Raw genomic sequence first — 20235 nt, forward strand, 5'->3', positions numbered from 1 at the left:
GGACAAGCGAGCTTCAATGTGAATGAAACTCGCTCGTTCGATTTGGGTCGACGACGAAGCAGAAATCGATGCTCGCAGCTTAGCGGTTGGCCACAATCTGACCGTACATCTGGTCGATGCCGGTTCGCAATGTCCAAGCACGCTGGGTCGGACAGGTGGTGTGGTTGGCACTCGTCAAGACAGTCGACATGTGACTGTTCAGCGAGTCGCCAAGGTTTGCAGACATCAGCTCGGTCATCGTGTTGTGGTACAAGTCTGCACATGCAGCGTGGTGGCCGGCGTTGAACAAATGAGCACCTTGAGCGACCGTGTTCTCAATCACTCGACGAGCGTCGACAGCATTCTCTGGTGGAAGCAGTACCGCATCGATGATGTGGATGACGCCGTTCGAAGCGTCCACATCGGTCGCAACCACCTTTGAGTCGTTGATCATGGCACCACCGTCAGTCACTTTGATAGCAACTGGCGATCCTTGAAGTGTTTTGGCAGACTTCGCTGCGACAGCGTCTTCCGAGTACACGCGGCCCGCGACAACGTGGTACTTCAAGATGGCGACCAACTTCTCCTTGTTCTCTGGCTTCAACAAAGACGCAACCGTCCCTTCGGGCAACTTCGCGAATGCTTCGTCCGTCGGTGCGAAGACAGTGAAGGGGCCTTCGCTGCCGAGCACTTCGGCCAGTCCAGCAGCCTTCGCTGCAGCAAGCAACGTCTTGAAACTACCTGCCGCATCCGCAGTCTCTGGAATGGTCTTGTCGGCTGGCAAAATCACGCTGTCGATGATGTGGATCACGCCGTTGTCGCAAACGATGTCCGTGGTCACAACGTTGGCACCATCGACCATGACGCTGGAACCATCCACCTTGATGTCGACTCGTTGGCCGTTGACGGTCTGGGCACCCTTCAAGCCGACCACTTGTTCCGCCATCACTTTGCCCGCGACGACGTGGTACGTCAGGACGCCAGCCAATTTGCCTTTGTTTTCAGGCTTGAGCAATGTCTCCACCGTGCCGGCTGGCAGCTTCTCGAAAGCCGCGTCCGTCGGTGCAAAGACGGTGAATGGACCGTCACCCTTTAGAGTGTCGACCAGGTCAGCAGCACCGAGTGCAGCCGCAAGTGTCTTGAACTTGCCCGCACCAACTGCGGTATCAACAATGTCGGCGGCAGTTGCTGATGCGGCACTCATGCCAATGAGAGCCACGGCGAACAAACTGGTCAGTGTCTTTTTCATCTTTCTGTCTCTCAAACGAATGTTTTGAATTTCCAAAACCACGTCTCTTCTGCGTGGTTGTTTGAGAGTTCGCAGCCAGGCAGGCTTTGGATGCAGAAAGATTTCAAACAAATGAAATTTCTCCGATCGCCACGTTCAAACAAGGGAAACCGCACCAATCTCGCACGAGACTTGGTTGATGCCGGCCTGCGAAGCGAGCAGTCGCCCCGCTCCGAGGATCGACAAATTGCAAACGGCGTGCTCGGAAGTTTGAATTCCCCCACCTGATCGCAGAGACCATGCCGTTTTCAGGTGCTGGGCCAGCAGCGTCATGAGCCCCCCGCCCGACGAAGGAGGTTGTGCAGTTTATCGAGGCCGCGTTTGAGCGGGTTTCAGCATTTGAGAACCTCTCCCGAAACGAAGTTTGGGGGGAGGTCGAGCGACGCCGTTCAGGCGTACGCGAGGGAGGGGGCCGAGCATGGGAAGCGGCGCGGATTGCCCACGCCCGGACGACCGAATCAAGCCAAGAGGTCGTGCACGACCTGGGAGGGTTCCACGCCGGTCAATTTAAAATCGAGGCCTTGGTAGCGGTGGGTGAAACGCTCATGGTCGATGCCCAACACATGCAGTGCAGTGGCGTGCAAGTCGCGTACATGAACCGGATTTTCGACGACGTTGTAGCTGAAGTCATCGGTTTGCCCGTGAGACGTCCCAGGTTTGATGCCGGCACCCGCCATCCAAATCGTGAAGCAGCGAGGATGGTGATCGCGACCGGCTTCGGGTGAATCCCATTTGCCTTGCCCCGCGACTCCGCGTCCAAATTCACCACCCCAAATAATCAACGTTTCGTCGAGCAAACCGCGCTGCTTCAAATCTTTGACCAACGCGGCACTCGGTTGATCCGTGTCAACGCAGCGCGAAACGCACCAAGAACTGAGCCGCGAGTGATGATCCCAATCGGGGTGAAACAATTGGATGAACCGCACATCACGCTCGGCCAAACGACGCGCCAGAATGCAGTTGGCGGCGTAGCTGCCGGGCCGACGCGAATCGGGACCGTACAGTTCGAAGGTTGCGTCGGATTCATCACTCAGATCCGTCAGATCTGGGATGCTGGTTTGCATCCGGAACGCCATTTCGTATTGTGAAATCCGGGTTTCGATTTCAGGATCCAAGGTCTGCTGGTGATGCGATCGATTCATTGACGCCAACCCGTCCAGCATTTCACGCCGCAGTTCTCGCGGGAAACCATCCGGATCGTTCAGGTACAGGACGGGATCCTTTGCGCTGCGCAGCTTGACGCCCTGATGTTTGGACGGCAAAAAGCCACTGCCCCAGTAGTGGTCGTACAGCGGTTGGTCGCTGGGACGCTTCATTTTCGAAATCAGCACCACGTAATCGGGCAGATTTTTGTTCATGCTGCCCAGCCCGTAACTGGCCCAGGCACCAAAACTGGGACGTCCTGGCAGCTGGTGGCCGGTTAGAAACTTGGTCATCGCGGGCGCGTGATTGATCTCGTCGGTGACCATGGATTTGACAAAGCAAAGTTCATCAGAAATGGATCCGATGTGCGGCAACCACTCGCCGATCAATCGCCCGCATTCACCGTGGCGATGAAATTTGGTGATCGCCGGAAGAATCAATTGCTTTTGGTTCTTGGTCATCCCGGTCAGGCGTTGTCCCTGACGAACACTGTCGGGCAGTTCCGTACCGGCCAGCTTGGGCAGATTGGGTTTGTGATCGAACAGTTCGATCTGTGAGGGGCCGCCGGATTGGGTCAGGAAGATGACTCGCTTGGCTTTCGGTGCAAAGTGCGGCAGGCTGGATTTCAGTTCCGCAGCGGCCAACTCATCGCCCAGCATGGCCCCTGCCGCCAACGCACCAAAATTGAACCCGGCCTGGTGGAGGAAACTGCGTCGTCCGAGCTGTTGTTGAATTTCATGAGGGTTCATAGGAATCGGAGAGTTGTGGGGACGAGGCTGGTGGTTTGTGTGGAGGCGGGCCGGCGAAGCGACTCATTCACGTGTCATGGCTTCATCCAAATTCAAAATCAGGCTGGCGGTGGTCTGCCAGGCCGCGGTTTCGGCAGCCACGCCTTCGCCAGGCGGCTCGGTTTGCCCAACCGTACAAAACTCCATCGCGTCTTCAAGATGGTCTGCGTAGTGCTCATTCACGCGGGTCCAGACGGATTGCAACGCGGCCAATTCCTGCGTGCTGAGTTTTCGCGATAGAACACGACTCGCCAGCTCATTCGCGTTGGATTCCCAGGTTGTTTTCTGGGACGACTCCGCCTGGCCAACGATCGCATCGGCAATGGACCGAGATGATTCCAACATGGTTGTGTCGTTCATCAGCGTCAGTGCATGCAGCGGCGTGTTGGTGCGGCGAACGCCGACTTCGCAAACACGGCGTTGGGCACTGTCAAACAGAAACGTGGGGGCACTGCTGCGACGCCAAAATGCATACAAAGTGCGTCGGTACTGCCGATCCCCGAGACTGGGTTGATAGTCGAACCGGCCCATGGTGATCTCCGCCCACACGCCCGGCGGTTGGTAGGGATAAACGGGCGGTCCACCGACGGTGGGATCCAGCAATCCAGACACCCGAAGGGCGTTGTCACGGATCATCCAGGCAGGCAAACGGAACCGAGGGGCTCTGGCCAGCAATCGGTTTTCGGGATCCCGTTCTAACAGCTCGGCCGTTGCCACACTGCTCTGCCGATACGTCTGGCTGGTCGCGATCAGCCGCAGGATGTGCCTCAGGTCCCAATCGTTTTCCATCAGCTCGACCGCCAACCAATCCAGCAATTTGGGGTGCGTTGGCAGTTCACCTTGCAAGCCGAAGTCGTCGGGGGTTCGAACCAACCCAGCACCGAACATCAGTTGCCACATGTGGTTGGCGGCAACACGAGCCGTGAGCGGGTTTTCGGGATCGACGATCCAGTTCGCCAGGTCCAACCGCGTGCGAGCCTTTTCGGCTGGCCAATCCAACACACTGGGCAGGACCGCGGGCTGGACCACATCGCCCTTGGCATCCCAGACGCCACGCAACAGCACGTGAGTGTCTCGCGGTTTTTCGCGTTCCTTCAACACCATGACTTTTCGCGGTTCGGACTGTTTCTTTAGATCTGCAAGTTGTTTCCGTGCTCGTTTCAAACGATTGGATGCGAACTGGTATTCGTCATCGCCCAACAGAAACTGGTCAAGCAGACGCTGGCGGAGTTTCTCGTCGACCGGGGCGTCAGTTGTTTGCTCGTTGGAGTTCAGACGCTCAACAAGTTCTGAGATCGGAGACCCGCCGTCGACCCGCCGAACCGTTTCGCCTTGTTCCGATGACAGGGAAATTCGGAACCGGCCGATATTGGCGTGCCCATGGGTGGATCGATGACGCAGCAACACGACGAATTGGTCCCCGGGTTCGACTTGCCAAGGTTGATCCAGTTCGTAGACACCGACGTGTTGTGAAATGGTTTCGGCACCGTCGGTTGTCCAACCGTCGCGAGCGTCATCGTTGAGTGTTTCGCGAATGCCGCCGTACTTGCTGTCCCAGTCGGTTTCGCGTTTTTTGTCGGCTTCGTAGTCGGCGATTGCCTGAGACAGATCCAGTTGGCTCTCGGAGGGACTGCCTTCGCGGCGGCCCATGGCGAGGACGCTGGTCAGTGTGAACTCACCGTTGCCGTCTCGTGCAAAACGTCCGTCCACATGCGACGGATGAGGAAACACTTCGATTCGGATCCCGGTGACACGAGGCATGCCACTGGGGATTTGCATGACCACTCGGTAGTCGTCTTGAACCGGCGTTGGCCCCTGCGTTTGCACGATTGCATCGGCTTCGAGTTCGAACTCGGTTCCCTCGCTGCTGTTCAGTTTCGGCGGCGGCGTGTGCCAAACCGAATGTTCGGAGCGTGGATTGCTTCGGAACTCTGACAACCATTTTTCGAAACGTTCCACCGCACACTGTTTCTCAGCGACTTCGGCTTCTTCGCACTGCGTGACAAACGTCGCGAATTCGTGGACTTGAGAATCAACGTTGGGGGATTCGAAATCGAGATAGGGCGTTGCTTTCATCCCCGCTCGCCCATCCTCGTCGATGCTATTGAAGTAGGCCGCCAACGAGTAGTAATCGTGATGCGTGATGGGATCAAATTTGTGCGTGTGGCACTGCACGCAGCCGAGCGTCAGCCCCAACCAAACCGTGCCGGTCGTGTTGACTCGGTCGATGACGTAGTCGATGCGAGATTCTTCGGGGTCGCGGCCGCCTTCGCCGTTCGTCATGTGATTGCGATGAAAACACGTCGCCAATTTTTGTTCGGCGGTTGCATCCGGCAACAGGTCGCCAGCGAATTGTTCGATCGTGAATTCGTCAAACGGTCGGTTCTTGTCGAATTGTTCGATCACCCAATCCCGCCAAGGCCAATTTTCGCGAGTCCCATCTTGTTGAAAGCCGTCGGAATCGGAATAGCGAGCGGCGTCGAGCCACCACATCGCCATGCGTTCGGCATGATGCGGCGATTCGAGAAACTGATCCACGAACCGGGGCCATTGAGCATCCATCCACGCCGCATCGATGTCCTCGGGCAATTCCGCGATTTGCGCCGGCGTCGGTGACATGCCCGTCAAGTCAAACGCGAAACGCCGCAACTGTGTGACTGGCGGCGCGAGTGGACTGAGCGTCAGACCGTTCTCTGCGAGTTTCTCGACCACAAACGCGTCGATCGGATGCGGTGCCGTGTCAGGAACGCTGGGCCGGGTCAGCTTTTCGAACGACCAGTGCTTTCCCCATTTGGCACCATCCAGAATCCATTGCCGGATCGCCTCGCGTTCCTTGTCGCTGAGCGGTTTCCGATGCGAATCCGTCGGCGGCATGACCGCGTCTTCGTCATCCGAAACGATCCGATTCCAAAGCTCACTGTTGTCGAGATCGCCGGCCTGCACCGCCGCGTAGCCACCGCGGTCTTCCTTGGCGGCCGATTCAAGGTCCAATCTTAAGTCCGCTTCGCGATTGCCTTCATCAGGTCCATGGCAATGAAAGCAGCGATCCGACAGAACCGGCAGAACGTCACGCGAAAACGAAACCTCGTCGGCCGGAGCGACGGACGCATCCATCGATCCAAGTGACAACAGAACGACGAGCGCCCCGCAAAGAGTTCTGAATCGGCAAGTCAATGGACTTTTGTTTTTTGCCCGCATGCCCTTCACTGCACCGGACATTTGAATCTCGCGTGACGATGGTTGCCGGGACACAGGCGACTGGTTCGGGCATCTGCGATCAGGGACGATGAGTTCACTCATGCAATGGGTGTGACAGGGCAGGGAACGATCAAACAACGCAAAACGGAGACAACTGTGGAGTCAGCGATACGGCGTCGTTCAGGCTTTGATTATTGTCCATTCACGAGTGGATGTCTTGCTGATTCATTGCATCGATTTGTAAAATCCTCGCATGGCCAAACCCACACCTGACGTCACAGACTGGCGAAACGAAGTCTTCGGAAGCATTGTCAATCCCTTGGCATGCTTGGAGCTATTCGATTATTTGCCACAGGTTTACATGTACGTCAAAGCTGCCGATGGACGTTACTTGCGAGCCAATCGCGTGGTCTGCCGGGTTGTGGGGGTGAACGATGAATCGGCGATCATTGGGAAGACCGACTTCGATTTCTTCCCACCCGCCATCGCGACGCAGTACGTCGAAGAGGACCGGCGAGTGGTCGCATCGGGGGCAACGCTGACCGATCAGGTATGGTTGGTTCCCGACAGTCGCGGCGTGCCGCAGATCTATTCGTGCAACAAGATCCCTCTGCTCGACCAAGCAGGCGACGTGGTGGCGTTGGCAGGAGTGAAACGGCCGTACCATGATTCCGAGGCACCGGAGAGCGGGCACTTGCGACTGTTGAAAGTGGTCCAGTTCGTGACGCAACATTACGGCGATGAAATCTCGGTGTCGGATTTGGCTCGCGAAGCCAACCTGTCACAGAGCCAATTGCACCGTGAATTCACTCGTTTGTTTGGAATCACACCCAACCACTACATTCGGGAAGTCCGGGTGGGTGTGGCCAGGCACCTGTTGGAGACCACCCAAGAAGCCGTCGGAGTGATCGCTGCCAGCACTGGTTTCTACGACCAGAGCCATCTGACCCGGCAGTTCAAATCCTCGACCGGGATCACTCCGACGGAATATCGTCGCATGTACAGTCCGCTGGAGTGAGACAGCAGCTGGATTGAGACAGGCTGGAACGTTGCCGTTGCCCGGTGAACGCCGGGACCTACCGATGGTTTGAATCGCAAAGGCCGCACCGAAAGTTCCCAAATTGAGACGGATGGCAGCCGAAAATGCGACACTTTCGACGACACTCGGGACGGGCGTGATGGACCGAAAGACTCCAGTTCGAGTGCCGAACTGGAACTGTTTGGTTCATTTGCTTTCAAATCGGTTGCGGAGGGGCCGAGCAAGTCCCCTTGGTAGCGTCAAACCTGGCGTTTTCAGCAATCTGGGCGATTTCCCTCAAGTCGTTCAGGCATTGGCACACAAGCTGCAATCCAAGCGATCCAACGCAACCAGATTTTCTCACCAGACATTCACTTGGATCCACCATGGCCACCGTCGACCTGCATTCCGCCGGCAATCATTCGCAGTCCCGCGAGCACCAACGCCCGTGGAGTGAGAGATTCGATGGGAGTGCGTCGTTGCCGAGGATTCGAGTCAGTGCGTGGTGGACGATGCTGGCGTGCAGCATGGTTGCGTTGGGCACGAGCAGCTACCTCGCGTTCACAGCGTTCACGTCGTCCCCTGTGGCAGGATGCGGCGGCGGGAGTCTGTTTGATTGCAGCCACGTGCTACATAGTCGCTGGTCCAAGGTGGGAGCCCTGCCGGTCAGTGTGCCAGCCATCCTGACTCATCTCAGCGTGATCTCGCTGCTGCTGTTCCGTCCGATCAGCGTTTTTTGGAAACGCATTCGCTGGGGCGCTCTCGGCGTGGTTGCTCTGACGGCCGGGGGAGCCGCGATTTGGTTCATTGGACTGCAAGTCTTTGCTCTGGGCCACCTTTGCCCGTATTGCATGGTCGCTCACGTCGCGGGAATCGTCTTGGCGGGTACGTTCCTCTACAGCCGCCCCGCGCAGGCACCGCCGCTGCGTCTGCTGTGTTCAGTCGCCGCAGTCGGGTTGGCCGCGATGATCACACTGCAAGTGGCAACGGAACCGGCACCGACGTTTGAGGTGATCGATCACAGCGCCCAACCGGCCATGTTTGAGGCGCCGGGAACGGTTGAATCGCCAGGAACATTCGAAGCACCGGGCGTGTTCGAAGCCCCTGCGAGCGGCGAATCCGCTCAAGGTGGCGAGATCGAAGGCTTGTTTGCTGCCCCCGAATCGGTCAGCACAAACCGGGAAGCAACCGAATGGCTCGATCAAGTTGCTAGCTTCGATCCCTCTCGCTTGGCCATGGCGTTGATTTATCCCGCGTCGTTGCTGACCTCGGAGGTTGCCGCGGAACCAGACCAGACCCCGAAGACGGCTGAGATTCTTGGCGGAGTTCGGTTGGCAACCAAGGATTGGCCGCTCATCGGAAAGCCGGATGCGGAGATGGTGCTGGTGGAGATGTTCGATTACACCTGCCCGCATTGCCAGCGCACTCACGAGTCGCTGGAAGCCGCCCAAGAACACTTTGGTGATCGATTGGCAGTGATCGTGTTGCCGGTTCCTTTGGACGGTCGCTGCAACCCTGCGATTCAAAGCACCAACGCGATGCACCGCGAAGCTTGTGATTTGGCAAAGCTGGCGGTTGCTGTCTGGATCGTCGACCGGGAGAAGTTCGCTGAATTCCATTCGTACATGTTCGAATCCAAGCCGACGCTTGCTCAAGCCACGTCACACGCCTCGCAATTGGTCGACGATGCGAAATTGAAATCAACCATGAGCAGTCCCACCCCGACCGAGTACATCCAAAAGCACGTGCAGCTGTATCAACGAGCGGGCTCGGGAACGATCCCCAAGTTACTGTTCCCAAAGACAACGACCGTGGGTGCGGTGGAATCTTCCCAGGCGATGATTCGATTGATCGAGCAACACCTGTAGGAACGAATTTGGCATACGATTCCGCCTGTGATCGAGCAGCACACCTTCCGGTTCCGTCACAGGCTGGAAGCGTATGCCACTTTCTTCCTCAGCTTGCAGCGTCGATTCGCAAGGCGACTTCTGCGACGCAGCGTGGAAGGTCCGATTGCGTTTGAGCTCGCAGCTCGATCTCAATCTGGTTTTGCCCCTTCCGCGGTTGTGGCACCGGCAACAGGTTTGATTCCTGCTGTCCAGCTCCTGCCGGGCCACCTGAGCCGATGACGACTTCGTTCAATCGAACCACGAAATGGTCCTTCAAGGCGGGAATGATTTCGATCGAGAGCTGATCGGATTCTTCCAGTCCCGTGGGGCAATTGAAATGCCGGCGATAGATGGCATGATATTCAGCCGACGATTGATCGCCCTTGCCGCTCTCGGCGCGAGAGACTTCGGCCATCGAGACCTCGTCGTTCGCCGAAGCGTCCGGCACATGGACACGCTCGGCTCGATGAAGCGATTGTCCATCGCGAAAAATTTCGCGGGTCCAGGGGCGGCGCAATCGAATGCGGTGAGTCATCGAGATCCGGTCTCCACAGAGAATTGAATTGCAAGCCAACGATCGAACTCGCACGCCTCGTCCTCGCACGTTTCATCTGACGGTGGCATACGACGGCACCGAATATTGTGGCTGGCAAGTCCAGCCTGACCAGCGGTCGATCCAATCGGAACTGGAACGCGTGATTCAGCCGCTGGCAGGACGCCCGGTTCGAATATTGGGCAGCGGTCGAACCGACGCGGGCGTCCACGCGATCGGGCAAGTCGCACGGTGCGTGCTGCCAAAGTGGAACGCCGGTCCGGTCGCCTTGCTGCGAGCGATCAACAGCAAGTTGCCCGACGACATTCGCGTCAAAGCCGTCCGCGAAACGCGAGAACGGTTTCACCCCATCGCCGATGCCACCGGCAAGCGATACCAATACATGGTGCAAATTGGTGGTGGACGTGATCCTTTCGCCAATCGATTCGTGCACCGCGTCGGCGGCCCGATTGATCATGCCGCGATGCAAGCGGCGGCGGCCAAGTTCGTCGGACGCCATGACTTCGTCGCGTTTCAAGGAACGGGTGCCCAACGGCCCTCCACCGTGCGAACGATCCATTCAGCCAGATGGTTCCGCCGAACCGCGAATGATCCCACCGGGGCAGAACTCGATGGCGAACACTGGTGCTTTGAAATTGAAGGCGAGGGATTTCTTTACAACATGGTTCGCAACTTGATCGGCACGATGCTGGAAGTCGGACGCGGCCGCAAACCGCTGGAGTGGATCGACGAGGTCTTCGCCAGTCGCGATCGCAAGCAGGCCGGTCCAACCGCTCCGCCTCAGGGGTTGTTTCTGTGCCGAGTGGATTACACGGACGAAGTCTTTGAACTGGATGAGCTTGATTCGGGCGGCTGAGCTGATCCAAGTGGACCGACGGTCAAACGCAAGGCAACCAGACGCGAAAAACCGGCAAATCAGTTTCGCTTTTGCTATGATCCCTCTCTCTGGGATCGTCTCGTCATCGGGGAGTGGCGGGACCCGTCCGGCGTGTCATCCGAAGGAACACACACCGCCGTTGAGACAGAAGACGCCAAAATCGATTCCCCAGAGATCCTCCCCAGAGGTTTTGCATAATTCGCGGACGACCACAGAGCGGTCGGACCAGATCTTCTCCTCCAAAACGCGAACAATTGTTACTGGTGTCCGAAAGCTCCGCACAACTGATCCTTGCCTCCGGAAGTCGAGCTGGCTTGGTCGCCGCCATTCGCACCGGCTACTACGTGATCGGTCGGGACCGCGGATGCCAGATTCGTCCCAAGAGTCGTTCCGTCAGCCGGAAACATTGCCTGTTGCACTGGGAAACGCCCACGGATTCGGAACCTCGGTTTCGCATCTTTGATTTGGACAGCACCAGTGGCACGCGGGTCAACGGAACTCGCATCCCCGCCCGAACCTGGGTGGAGTTGATTGACGGTGCCGAACTTCGTTGCGGAAAGATCACGTTCGCCCTCGCGATCGCTGCGGCTGGAAACGCGGACTCCCGGTGTTCACTGGATGATCGGGAGGCCCCGACTGGAGAAACAGCCGACGCTGCCACCGCGGCAAACGCTTCGATGTTGGAGGGAGACGCGTGGCAAGAAATCGACATCGCATCGTTTCTACAGGTTGCCCCGACGGTCACGCAAAAAGCTGGTCACGACGATATCCGCGCCAATGCCTCCAACCCCGCCCCACAAGGAACTGAATCGGGAATCTTCGAGAGCGATGAAGACTTTTCCGATGACGAAACGGCGGAAGACTCCGATCAATCGTCATCGAGTATCAACGCCGCGCCCCAGATGACAGACTCCAAGAATCCAAATCCTGAAGCCAACCAGGACTTTGGGAACAGACATGCCACCGAGAAAAATCCGGATCATGAGAAGAACCAGGGCACTCAAAAGTCCCCTTCTCTAAATGCAACCGATTCCAGGTTGGTCGATCGAAACCAAATCAAGATTTTCGCCGCGCTCGTGATGACCATCGCCTTGTTCGGCTTGGGTGGCTACCAAGTCATGCAGTTTTGGCAGGGTCCCGACGTTCGAATTGTCGACGGAATTGACTGATGGATTCGAACGACTGGGGGTCAAGGCGGATGCACTGATCGCAACTATACTGCTCCGCAATATGACCTCAGATCCCCTCTCTACCGACCCGAACTCGCCGGATCCGTCCGGACACCCGGGCGATCGGTCTGACGTCTTCGATCAGAAATCGGCGTCGTGCAACGGATCCAGCTCAGGCACCAGCACCTGCTCCCCCTCGATTTCGTGTTCTGATTCTGGCCTGGCGATCGCTGGCGAGGCAACGCCAGGGCCGGCGGATGGCATCTGCTCGGAAGCACCAAACAACAGCAATCCAGCCCGCAGCAAACTCGCGAAAGCGATTTCGTTTAGCCAGACGGTTGGGTTCGCGTTTGCAATTGTCGCTCTGCAAATGGGCCAAGGCATCTTGTTGGCCCGATTGCTGGGCCCGATCGGGCGAGGCGAGTACGCAACGACAGTGTTGTACGTGCAGATGGCGCTCTACGTCGGGTTGTTCGGCGGGATCGAAGTCATCTGTCGCTACGCAGCGGATCGCACCGTTGAGACAATCAAACTTCGACGAGCGGCGATGTGGTTGGGGCTGACCACCGGAGTCATCACGACCGGATTGGTTGTGGCCTGCAACGTGATCGCCTTGCCCGACGAAAAAGCGTACCTGATGTCGTTGGGTTGCCTGTGTGCGTTCAGTGTCATCGGCCAACACGTGATGCTGATTATGACCGCCGTCGATCGTGGAGCGGGCGACTTCACCCGGTACAACGTCCGCCGTTTCATCGCCGCCGCAGCGTTCCCGGCCCTGTTGTTGGTCGCAGCATTGGTAACCGAAGTGACGCTGACCCTCGCGTGCGTGCTGTTCGTCATCGCATCCGCGCTTTCGATGGCCGCCTGCGTGGTTGGACTGCCTCAAATCGCCACCGGGGAGAGCGAACCGCCGGTCAACCAGTTGCTCAAGGAAAGCCGCCCCTACGGGGTTTCCATGTTGGCGACTGATCTGTTCGAGCGGTTGGATTTGTTGCTGGTGATGTGGTTGGTGCCGTTGCTGACGCAGGGTTTCTACGCGGCGATGGTTCCGGTCGTTTACCCGTTGACGGTGATCCCCAACACACTGGGAATTTACCTGTTCAACACCGCTGCCGATCGCAGCAAGCGTTTGCAGACATCGGATGTGCACCGGATCCTCGGTGGTTCGATCGCAATTCAAACGGTGTCCACGATCGCGTTCATGATCGTGATCGGTCCGTTGGTGCGTCTGGTTTACGGCGAGGAATTTGCACCCGCGATTGTGTTCGCTTGGTGGCTGGCACCGGTCTCGGCGATCAAAGGCATCCTGCAAGGGCTAGACAGTTACGTCAAAGGCCGAGGCAAACCGCTGGCCCCGATTCGTTGCCGAATCGTCGCAGCGATCGTGATGCTGGGTTTGACCGCCGCCTTCGTGGGCACCTATGGTGCAATCGCAATCGCGGCGGCAGCGCTCGTGGGCCAGGTCATCTGCTTGGTTTGGCTGTCCGCGATTGTCTACGCCGACGTTCGCGAACAGAACGCTGAGATGGAACCGAGCTGAATTCGATGGCTGCCGAACGAGCGGCTACTTTGGGCGACGCTCGTCCAACCAATCCAGCTCTGGAACCCGGTCGGGCGATTGCTTCGCCCACTCCGGTTTCGGGAACCAACGCAGACCGCTGTATCGCGGGTAAGTCTCCCAAATGTCGCCGCCGTCGGGCCCGGAAACTCGTGGGTCGTTGGTTTCAGCGAGGTAATTGTTTAGACGTCGACTCAAAGTCTGCTTGACCTCTGCAAATTCGGGCTTGTTGGCCAAATCATTCAAGCAGGCTGGGTCGGACTGGATGTCATAAAGCTCTCCCGCCGGGCGTTTCGCAACGGCCCACTGCAAGTACTTGGCAAGCTCCGTGTCATCGTGGTTTTCGACCAGGAAGGTGAGCGACGGACAACCATCGATGTCATGATAGCCTTCGTGCATCGGCCCCAACTCTTCGGCAAGAATCGCTTTGTTCTTTGGGTAGGCTCCCGAGCCAAATTTCTGCGGCGCGCCGGCGGGCCAACGCTCCGGACGGAAGTTACGAATGAACAGATATTGATCCGTCCGAATGCAGCGTTGTGGGTAGCCGAGCGATTCATATCGAACCGATGAATGCCGTTCGCGCCCCGAGAAAATCGCCTCGCGATTCGACTCCACGGTTCCCTGTTTGCCCGACTGGAGCAACCCAACCAGACTGCGACCGCTCAAAGGTGTTTTCGCCGGAGGCTCCACGCTTGTCGCTTCGTAGATCGTCGCGGTCACGTCGATCAAGTTGACCAGGTCATCAACGGTTCGATCGCCCTTCACCTGGGCTGGCCAACTGATTGCCAGCGGCATGTGGATCCCGTACTCGTAGACATTCGCCTTGGCACGAGGGAACGCCATGCCGTTGTCGCTGGTCACGATCACGATTGTGTTGTCCAGTTCACCGGCTTTCTCAAGCGTGTCGAGCATGCGACCGAGGTGTTGGTCGAACCACTGGATTTCGTAGCAATAGTCCAGAATGTCGCTTCGAATTTCCGGTGTGTCGGGCAGGAACTCCGGCACGACGACCTTCGCCGGATCCATGCCATTTTTCAGCCCGATGCCTTTCTCAAACACGCGGTGAGGTTCTTGGCATCCGAACCAAAAACTGAACGGTGCGTCCTCTGGTTTTTGCTGCAGGAACGATTCGAAATTGGAGGCGTAATCAACGCTGCTGATTCCGCCGGGTGACTTCATTTTCTTGGACGAGAAAACCGGCCCAGCAGGGTTCCGAGAACGCTCGCTGATTTTCCAGTTCCCCGGCCCCCACCCTTTGCCTGTGTACCCAACAAAGTAGCCGGCCTTTTCCAGCCGGTCCGGGTAGACCTCGTACTTCGTTGCAAAAGAACTGGCGTGGGTTCCGGCGTGTTCGATTTGCCAGATATTGCGTCCGGTCAAAAACGCCGCCCGCATGGGACTGCAACCCGGTGACGGGGTGAACGCGTTGTTGAACAGGACGCCAGCGCGTGCGACGCGATCAAACGCAGGTGTCTGGATCGCTTGGTACCCGTAGGCGGACGTGTGCGGGAACGATTGATCATCCGAAATCGCGACCAAGACGTTGGGGCGGTCGGCGACAACAAGATTCGCCGACGAGAGCGTGACGGCAAACCACAAGGCGAGCTGGATTCGGTACAAACGAACATTCCTTCCGCGAGAGAAACTGACTGCGAAGGAAGATTCTAGCCGGGCCGATGCCAGCGTGCTTGCTAAGCAGGTCGGCTGGAATGATCGGGCACAACCATGTGAGCCGTTTGGGCGCTAGCCCCGGTTGCGCGTGAAAACCGTGGCTAACGCCAACGGCTCACATACCCGATGACACCTGCGTACCTGCTAGGGTTGCAATTGAACTTGGCGAAGATCCGTGCCCGTGGGAACTCCCGCCAGCATCGCTTGTAGTTTCATCATTGCGGGGATTTCGCCGGCGACTTCTTCGCCAGGCGGACTGCCCCAGAACCAACGTTCACCGTCCTGATTCGCAATTTCCAGCTGCACAATCGGGTTTTGACGCAAATCACCGTGCACCCCGATGCTCTGCAACTTCAGATCTTCGCGATGCGGTGCCAACAATCGAGCCAACAGGGCCGCGGCATGCACTCGGGTGTCGCCGAATGGAGACCCCAAGCGGCCAGTGTGATACGCGCCGGGAACGATGATGTGCAGGTAGTGATCGGTTTCCGAAGGGGCAAAGTCGCTGGGCAGCAGCGTGCCTTCGCCGTCGACGACCAAGAAACCTGGACCGGTCTTCGGGTCAACGACGTACACCATTGCGACTGGCAATCGGTAGTCCAACCGCACGTCGAGCCTGCCCTGAGCTTTTTTGCGAACCCCCACGACTCGGTGCACCCAGGGGTGACTGGCGAATGCCGACGCCACTTTCGCAGACACCTGAGGGTCGAGCAGCGACATGTCTTTCATCGCCGTTTCGGTGTAAACCGCGTCGATGATGTCGGTGCGAACGTAATCCGGCGGTGGTGTCACCGAGATTTGTTGAGCGTTGATGCCGTGGAACGTGACGGCAAAGTAGTCCGCCCACCAGGTTTGCCAAGCGGCATACCCAGCGACCAGCAAAATCGCAGGCCACAGAATCGACAAGACCGCTGGTGCGCCAATCAAACTGCGCACCCATCCCACCGTGGTCGGCTCATCCGCGTTCAAGTCGCGTTTGCGACGAATCAATCGCGGTCGTTTTTCGGCGGTGGACGTCTCGCTCATCCGAGTACGCTTACCAAATTTGCAGATTCAACTGCAAGTCGATCCCGGTTTGCATCAAGACCTGTTCACGAACTCGGCCGATCAGTTTCACACACTGGTCACTGGTCGCGTTTTCATGAGCGATCAAGTAGTGCGGTTCAGCGGAATCCAGCGAGACATCGCCTTCACGAATGCCTGCCAATCCGGTGCTGTTGATCAACTCGCAAGCGGAAATGGAATCGGGATCGATGAACGGCATCGCGATTCGATTGGATTCCGACGGCCGGCGTTGGCCACGATGAATCCACAATTTCTGCATCCGCTTGGTCAGCGCCGAGACATCCTTGGGTTCCAAGTTGAATGTCACGGACAAAACCACGGTGCCCATCAGGGTTGATTGGCGGTGAGCGAATCCGGCTTCCTCGCCCGTGATCGTTTTGCGCTTGCCATCTTCGTCGATCAGTTCGACCGACTCCACGACCGATCCGATGTCACGTCCTTCGGCGGAGACGTTTCCAACGACGGCGGCACCGATGCTGCCGGGGATGCCGACAAGGTGTTCCAACCCGCCCAGGCCTTCGCCAACGGTTTTGATCACCGCGTGAGTCAACTTGGCTCCGGCGCCCGCTATCAGTTTTTGGCCCTGGATTTCCAACCCGCTGGTCGCCGGGGCAGCCAAGGTGATCACCAAACCATCGAATCCGGCTTCGCGGACCAGCACGTTGCTGCCTTGACCGAGCACACGCAGCACCAGCTGTTTTTCGCGAGCAACGGCGTACAGTTTTTCGATCTGATCGATCTCAACCGGTTCGGCTAAAAATCGAGCCGGGCCACCAATGCCCAACCACAACGTTTCACGCAGCGGTTGGTTTTCGCGAACCACGTGCAGCAGATCTTCGGGGAAAAATTCGGTGAGCGATTCAGAGGGAGCAGAAGACACGTCGTTCATTTGCCGGTGCGAGTTTCGAAAGCCACCACCTCCAGGCGGCGGGACGCTGGACGCCAGTTTCGCAGTCCGAAGCAAAATTGGCAATCTGGATTCGACGAAGCCGCTGGTGATCGGCCCCCAATTGGCGAACCAGCGTCGATTGCCGCATCAACCGGTGCGACCCGGCCATCTCAAAAGCGTCCTAATTACCCTAAAACACGCTCGAATATCGCCGCAGGCCCCATTAAGCGACTGAAACCGGTTTCACCCCCTTGTCGCGTTTCGGCCAACTTCTGATATTGGGTCCCTCCATTGATTTGCATTTTTCCCCCGTCGCACCCACGGAATCCGTTCGATGACCGCTTTCCCCGATGTTCCTGTCGTTCAGTACGAAGGTCCCCAGTCCGACAACCCGTTGGCCTTCCGCTGGTACAACCCCGACGAAGTCATCGAAGGCAAAACGATGAAGGACCACATGCGGTTCAGCATCGTGTATTGGCACACGTTCCGCGGAACGGGAGCCGACCCGTTTGGCCCCGGAACAGCGGTTCGCCCTTGGGATGACGGATCCGAGAGCGTCGAAAATGCACAGAAGCGTGCCGTCGTCGCCTTTGAATTGTTCACCAAACTGCAAGCGCCGTACTACGCGTGGCATGACCGCGATGTGGCACCCGAAGGATCCAGCTTGCGAGAGACGCACGCGAACCTGGATGCGGTCGCCGACGTGCTGGAAGAACAGCAGAAAGCAACCGGCGTGAAGTTGCTGTGGGGCACCGCCAACATGTTCAGCAACCCCCGCTTCATGCATGGGGCCGCGACGAGCTGCAACGCGGACGTGTTTGCTTACGCGGGGGCTCAAGTCAAAAAGGCATTGGAAGTCACCAAACGTCTGGGTGGTGAAAACTATGTCTTCTGGGGCGGGCGTGAAGGCTATCAGAACCTCTACAACACCGACATGAAACGAGAACTGGACCACTTGGCCAAGTTCTTCCACATGGCAGTCGACTACGCCAAATCGATTGGATTCGACGGTCAGTTCTTGATCGAGCCCAAACCGAAAGAGCCCACCAAGCACCAGTACGACAGCGACGCGGCCGCGTGCATGAACTTCCTGCGTGCCTACGATTTGGATTCGCACTTCAAGCTGAACATCGAAACCAACCACGCGACGCTGGCTGGTCACACGATGATGCACGAGCTGGATTACGCAGGCATGCAAGATGGCTTGGGCAGCATCGATGCCAACACGGGTGATTTGCTGTTGGGCTGGGACACCGATCAATTCCCAACCGATTATTACCTGACCACGCAAACCATGCTGATGATTCTGAAGCACGGAGGCATCGGCACCGGAGGCGTGAACTTCGACGCCAAGGTGCGTCGGGAATCGTTCGAGCCCATCGATTTGTTCCACGCTCACATCGGCGGCATGGACGCGTTCGCGAAAGGTCTGAAGATCGCCGCGGCGATTCGTGCCAGCGGCGAATTGGCTGATTTCGTGAAGAACCGCTACTCGACCTGGGATTCCGGCATCGGTGCCAAGATCGAGGCCGGTGAAGTCGGCTTCGCTGAACTGGAAGCCTACATGCTCGAAAAGGGCGACGTCGACGCAAACCAAAGCGGCCGCCAAGAGTACCTCGAGCACATGATCAACAAGTACATCGATCGCGTTTGATCGATGTTCAGCAAGGAAGCAACCATCCCAAACCTTGGGTTGAGACCCAAGGCTATCCCATGCAGTGGCTCGGGATGTCGATTTTATTGCTGACGTTCTTCGAGGCGTCCTTCGCCCAGGACCTGAACCGTAGTGGACGAGGTGACGAGTCCTTCCCCACGCAAGGGACTCGTTGCCTCGTCCACTACCCAATGCTGCCCTTCATCAATCGACATCCCCCGCCTGCTGAGACAGAATCGGGAAACGGAGCCTCCAAGACAGTGTGTTCCCAGGCAGAGCCTGGGAACAAGGAAACAGGGGATCCAGAAGAGTAGAATCCGAGTCGCGGAGTGGATTCGTTTTCATATTTCCGCGTTTTCAAACTGCCGGGAATGAAATTGATGCCGCACCATACATCCATCGCTGCGGCAGCCCTCTTGGTTGTCCTGACTGCGACCATGACAACAACCTCGCTTGCCCAAGTTTCGTCCGGCGAGGATTCTCAAGCGACCGGTTGGCGGCTGAGCGAGACGGGCACGAACGTCAGCCTGCGTGGATTGTCCGCGGTCGATGATGATGTCATCTGGGCCAGCGGAGCGGAGGCAACCGTGATCCGCTCGCTCGATGGTGGCGAGACTTGGCATTCGTGTGGCCCGGATGGATATGACGACCTGGAGTTCCGCTGCGTTTGTGCGTTCAGTGCCAACGATGCGTGCATCGCCAGTGCAGGAACGCCCGCCGTGCTGTTGCGAACCGAAGACGGAGGCACCAGTTGGAAGGAAACCTATCGCGCCGAATCCGATGCGGCTTTCTTCGACGCGATGCAGTTTTGGGATGCCAAACGCGGACAGGCTGTCAGCGACCCCGTCGATGGCCGATTGCTGGTCGTCGAAACGAACGATGGCGGACTGTCCTGGAAAAAGCTGAGCACCGAACTTCCGCTCTCCCGTCTCGGTGAAGCCGCGTTCGCAGCCAGCAACTCATCGTTGTTGCTCGGTGAGGATGGTCGATTGTGGTTTGGAACCGGCGGTGCCACGTCCGACACCAGTCGGTTGTACACTCGCTCGGGTTGGAATCAGCCTTGGGTTCCTGTCTCGGTTCCCATGCCAAGCTCACAAGCCTCCGGCATCTTCGCCGTTTGCCGAGGTCCAGCCATTGTCGGTGTGGATGCCGCCGGTCCGCTGTTCTGCGTGGGCGGTGACTACCGAGCTTCGGAAACATCGAAGGTCACGGCCTGCATCAGTCTGGACGACGGAAAGACTTGGCAGCGTGTCACCGTTCAACCGGAGTCATTCCGAAGCGATGTCATGGCGATCCCCGAAGGCAGCCCGCTGGCCCGCTCCTTGATCACGGTCGGACCGGCTGGAACCGACCTGTCTCGTGATGGAACAAACTGGACGTCCTTCTCCGACGTTGGCTTCCACGCCTTGTCAGTCGGCAAAAGAAAAGTTTTCGCGTGCGGGTCCGAGGGCCGCTTCGCTCGCCTGGACTGAGCCCGGAACAAGGCCGATCAGTTC

At 57.8% G+C, this 20235-nt stretch carries 14 protein-coding genes; 7 read left to right on the forward strand and 7 right to left on the reverse strand.

What is annotated here, in order from left to right:
• Positions 1 to 79 precede the first annotated feature (79 nt).
• From RISK_RS20645 to RISK_RS20655, 3 genes are all read right to left on the reverse strand, one after another.
• Positions 80 to 1228: a fasciclin domain-containing protein gene (locus RISK_RS20645; protein ID WP_047816216.1), complete on the reverse strand. Its 1149-nt coding sequence runs from the start codon at positions 1226 to 1228 to the stop codon at positions 80 to 82.
• Positions 1229 to 1725: 497 nt separating this feature from the next.
• Positions 1726 to 3159 carry a DUF1501 domain-containing protein gene (locus tag RISK_RS20650; protein ID WP_047816217.1) on the reverse strand — a complete coding sequence of 478 codons (1434 nt, stop codon included), beginning with the start codon at positions 3157 to 3159 and terminating at the stop codon, positions 1726 to 1728.
• A gap of 63 nt (positions 3160 to 3222) precedes the next feature.
• Positions 3223 to 6312, reverse strand: coding sequence for a PSD1 and planctomycete cytochrome C domain-containing protein (locus tag RISK_RS20655; protein WP_236696521.1), 3090 nt, complete (start codon positions 6310 to 6312; stop codon positions 3223 to 3225).
• A 337-nt stretch (positions 6313 to 6649) separates the two neighbouring features.
• On the opposite strand from RISK_RS20655, the gene RISK_RS20660 reads away from it, so the two are divergent.
• Positions 6650 to 7414 carry an AraC family transcriptional regulator gene (locus RISK_RS20660; protein WP_047816219.1) on the forward strand — a complete coding sequence of 255 codons (765 nt, stop codon included), beginning with the start codon at positions 6650 to 6652 and terminating at the stop codon, positions 7412 to 7414.
• Positions 7415 to 7926: 512 nt separating this feature from the next.
• Positions 7927 to 9282, forward strand: a complete 1356-nt coding sequence (locus tag RISK_RS20670) for a vitamin K epoxide reductase family protein (RefSeq protein WP_047816312.1) — start codon at positions 7927 to 7929, stop codon at positions 9280 to 9282.
• An 88-nt stretch (positions 9283 to 9370) separates the two neighbouring features.
• Here the strand turns inward: RISK_RS20670 and RISK_RS20675 are convergent, their stop codons facing one another.
• Positions 9371 to 9838 carry a hypothetical protein gene (locus RISK_RS20675; RefSeq protein ID WP_047816221.1) on the reverse strand — a complete coding sequence of 156 codons (468 nt, stop codon included), beginning with the start codon at positions 9836 to 9838 and terminating at the stop codon, positions 9371 to 9373.
• Between the two features lie 28 nt (positions 9839 to 9866).
• Between RISK_RS20675 and truA the strand changes: the two genes are divergently transcribed.
• The 3 genes from truA (at position 9867) to RISK_RS20690 (ending at position 13442) form a co-directional block, all read left to right on the forward strand.
• The gene (truA, locus tag RISK_RS20680) at positions 9867 to 10712 is read left to right on the forward strand and encodes a tRNA pseudouridine(38-40) synthase TruA (protein WP_047816222.1); all 846 of its coding nucleotides are present in this window, start codon (positions 9867 to 9869) and stop codon (positions 10710 to 10712) included.
• Between the two features lie 284 nt (positions 10713 to 10996).
• Positions 10997 to 11902, forward strand: a complete 906-nt coding sequence (locus tag RISK_RS20685) for an FHA domain-containing protein (protein ID WP_236696523.1) — start codon at positions 10997 to 10999, stop codon at positions 11900 to 11902.
• A gap of 61 nt (positions 11903 to 11963) precedes the next feature.
• Positions 11964 to 13442: a lipopolysaccharide biosynthesis protein gene (locus tag RISK_RS20690; RefSeq protein WP_047816313.1), complete on the forward strand. Its 1479-nt coding sequence runs from the start codon at positions 11964 to 11966 to the stop codon at positions 13440 to 13442.
• A 24-nt stretch (positions 13443 to 13466) separates the two neighbouring features.
• Here the strand turns inward: RISK_RS20690 and RISK_RS20695 are convergent, their stop codons facing one another.
• The 3 genes from RISK_RS20695 to RISK_RS20705 form a co-directional block, all read right to left on the reverse strand.
• On the reverse strand, positions 13467 to 15080 hold the full coding sequence (locus tag RISK_RS20695; protein WP_047816224.1) for a sulfatase family protein: 1614 nt from the start codon (positions 15078 to 15080) through the stop codon (positions 13467 to 13469).
• A gap of 195 nt (positions 15081 to 15275) precedes the next feature.
• Entirely contained in the window at positions 15276 to 16157 is an 882-nt protein-coding gene (locus RISK_RS20700) for a cell division protein FtsQ/DivIB (RefSeq protein ID WP_047816225.1), read from the reverse strand.
• Positions 16158 to 16167: 10 nt separating this feature from the next.
• Positions 16168 to 17085, reverse strand: coding sequence for a UDP-N-acetylmuramate dehydrogenase (locus tag RISK_RS20705; protein WP_236696524.1), 918 nt, complete (start codon positions 17083 to 17085; stop codon positions 16168 to 16170).
• Between the two features lie 334 nt (positions 17086 to 17419).
• Here RISK_RS20705 and xylA point away from each other — a divergent pair, with 334 nt between their 5' ends.
• Positions 17420 to 18739 carry a xylose isomerase gene (xylA, locus tag RISK_RS20710; RefSeq protein ID WP_047816227.1) on the forward strand — a complete coding sequence of 440 codons (1320 nt, stop codon included), beginning with the start codon at positions 17420 to 17422 and terminating at the stop codon, positions 18737 to 18739.
• Between the two features lie 437 nt (positions 18740 to 19176).
• Positions 19177 to 20211, forward strand: a complete 1035-nt coding sequence (locus tag RISK_RS20720; RefSeq protein WP_047816314.1) for a WD40/YVTN/BNR-like repeat-containing protein — start codon at positions 19177 to 19179, stop codon at positions 20209 to 20211.
• The last annotated feature ends 24 nt before the right edge of the window (positions 20212 to 20235 follow it).

It is taken from the genome of Rhodopirellula islandica (genome assembly GCF_001027925.1).
GTDB classification, from domain to species: Bacteria; Planctomycetota; Planctomycetia; order Pirellulales; family Pirellulaceae; genus Rhodopirellula; species Rhodopirellula islandica.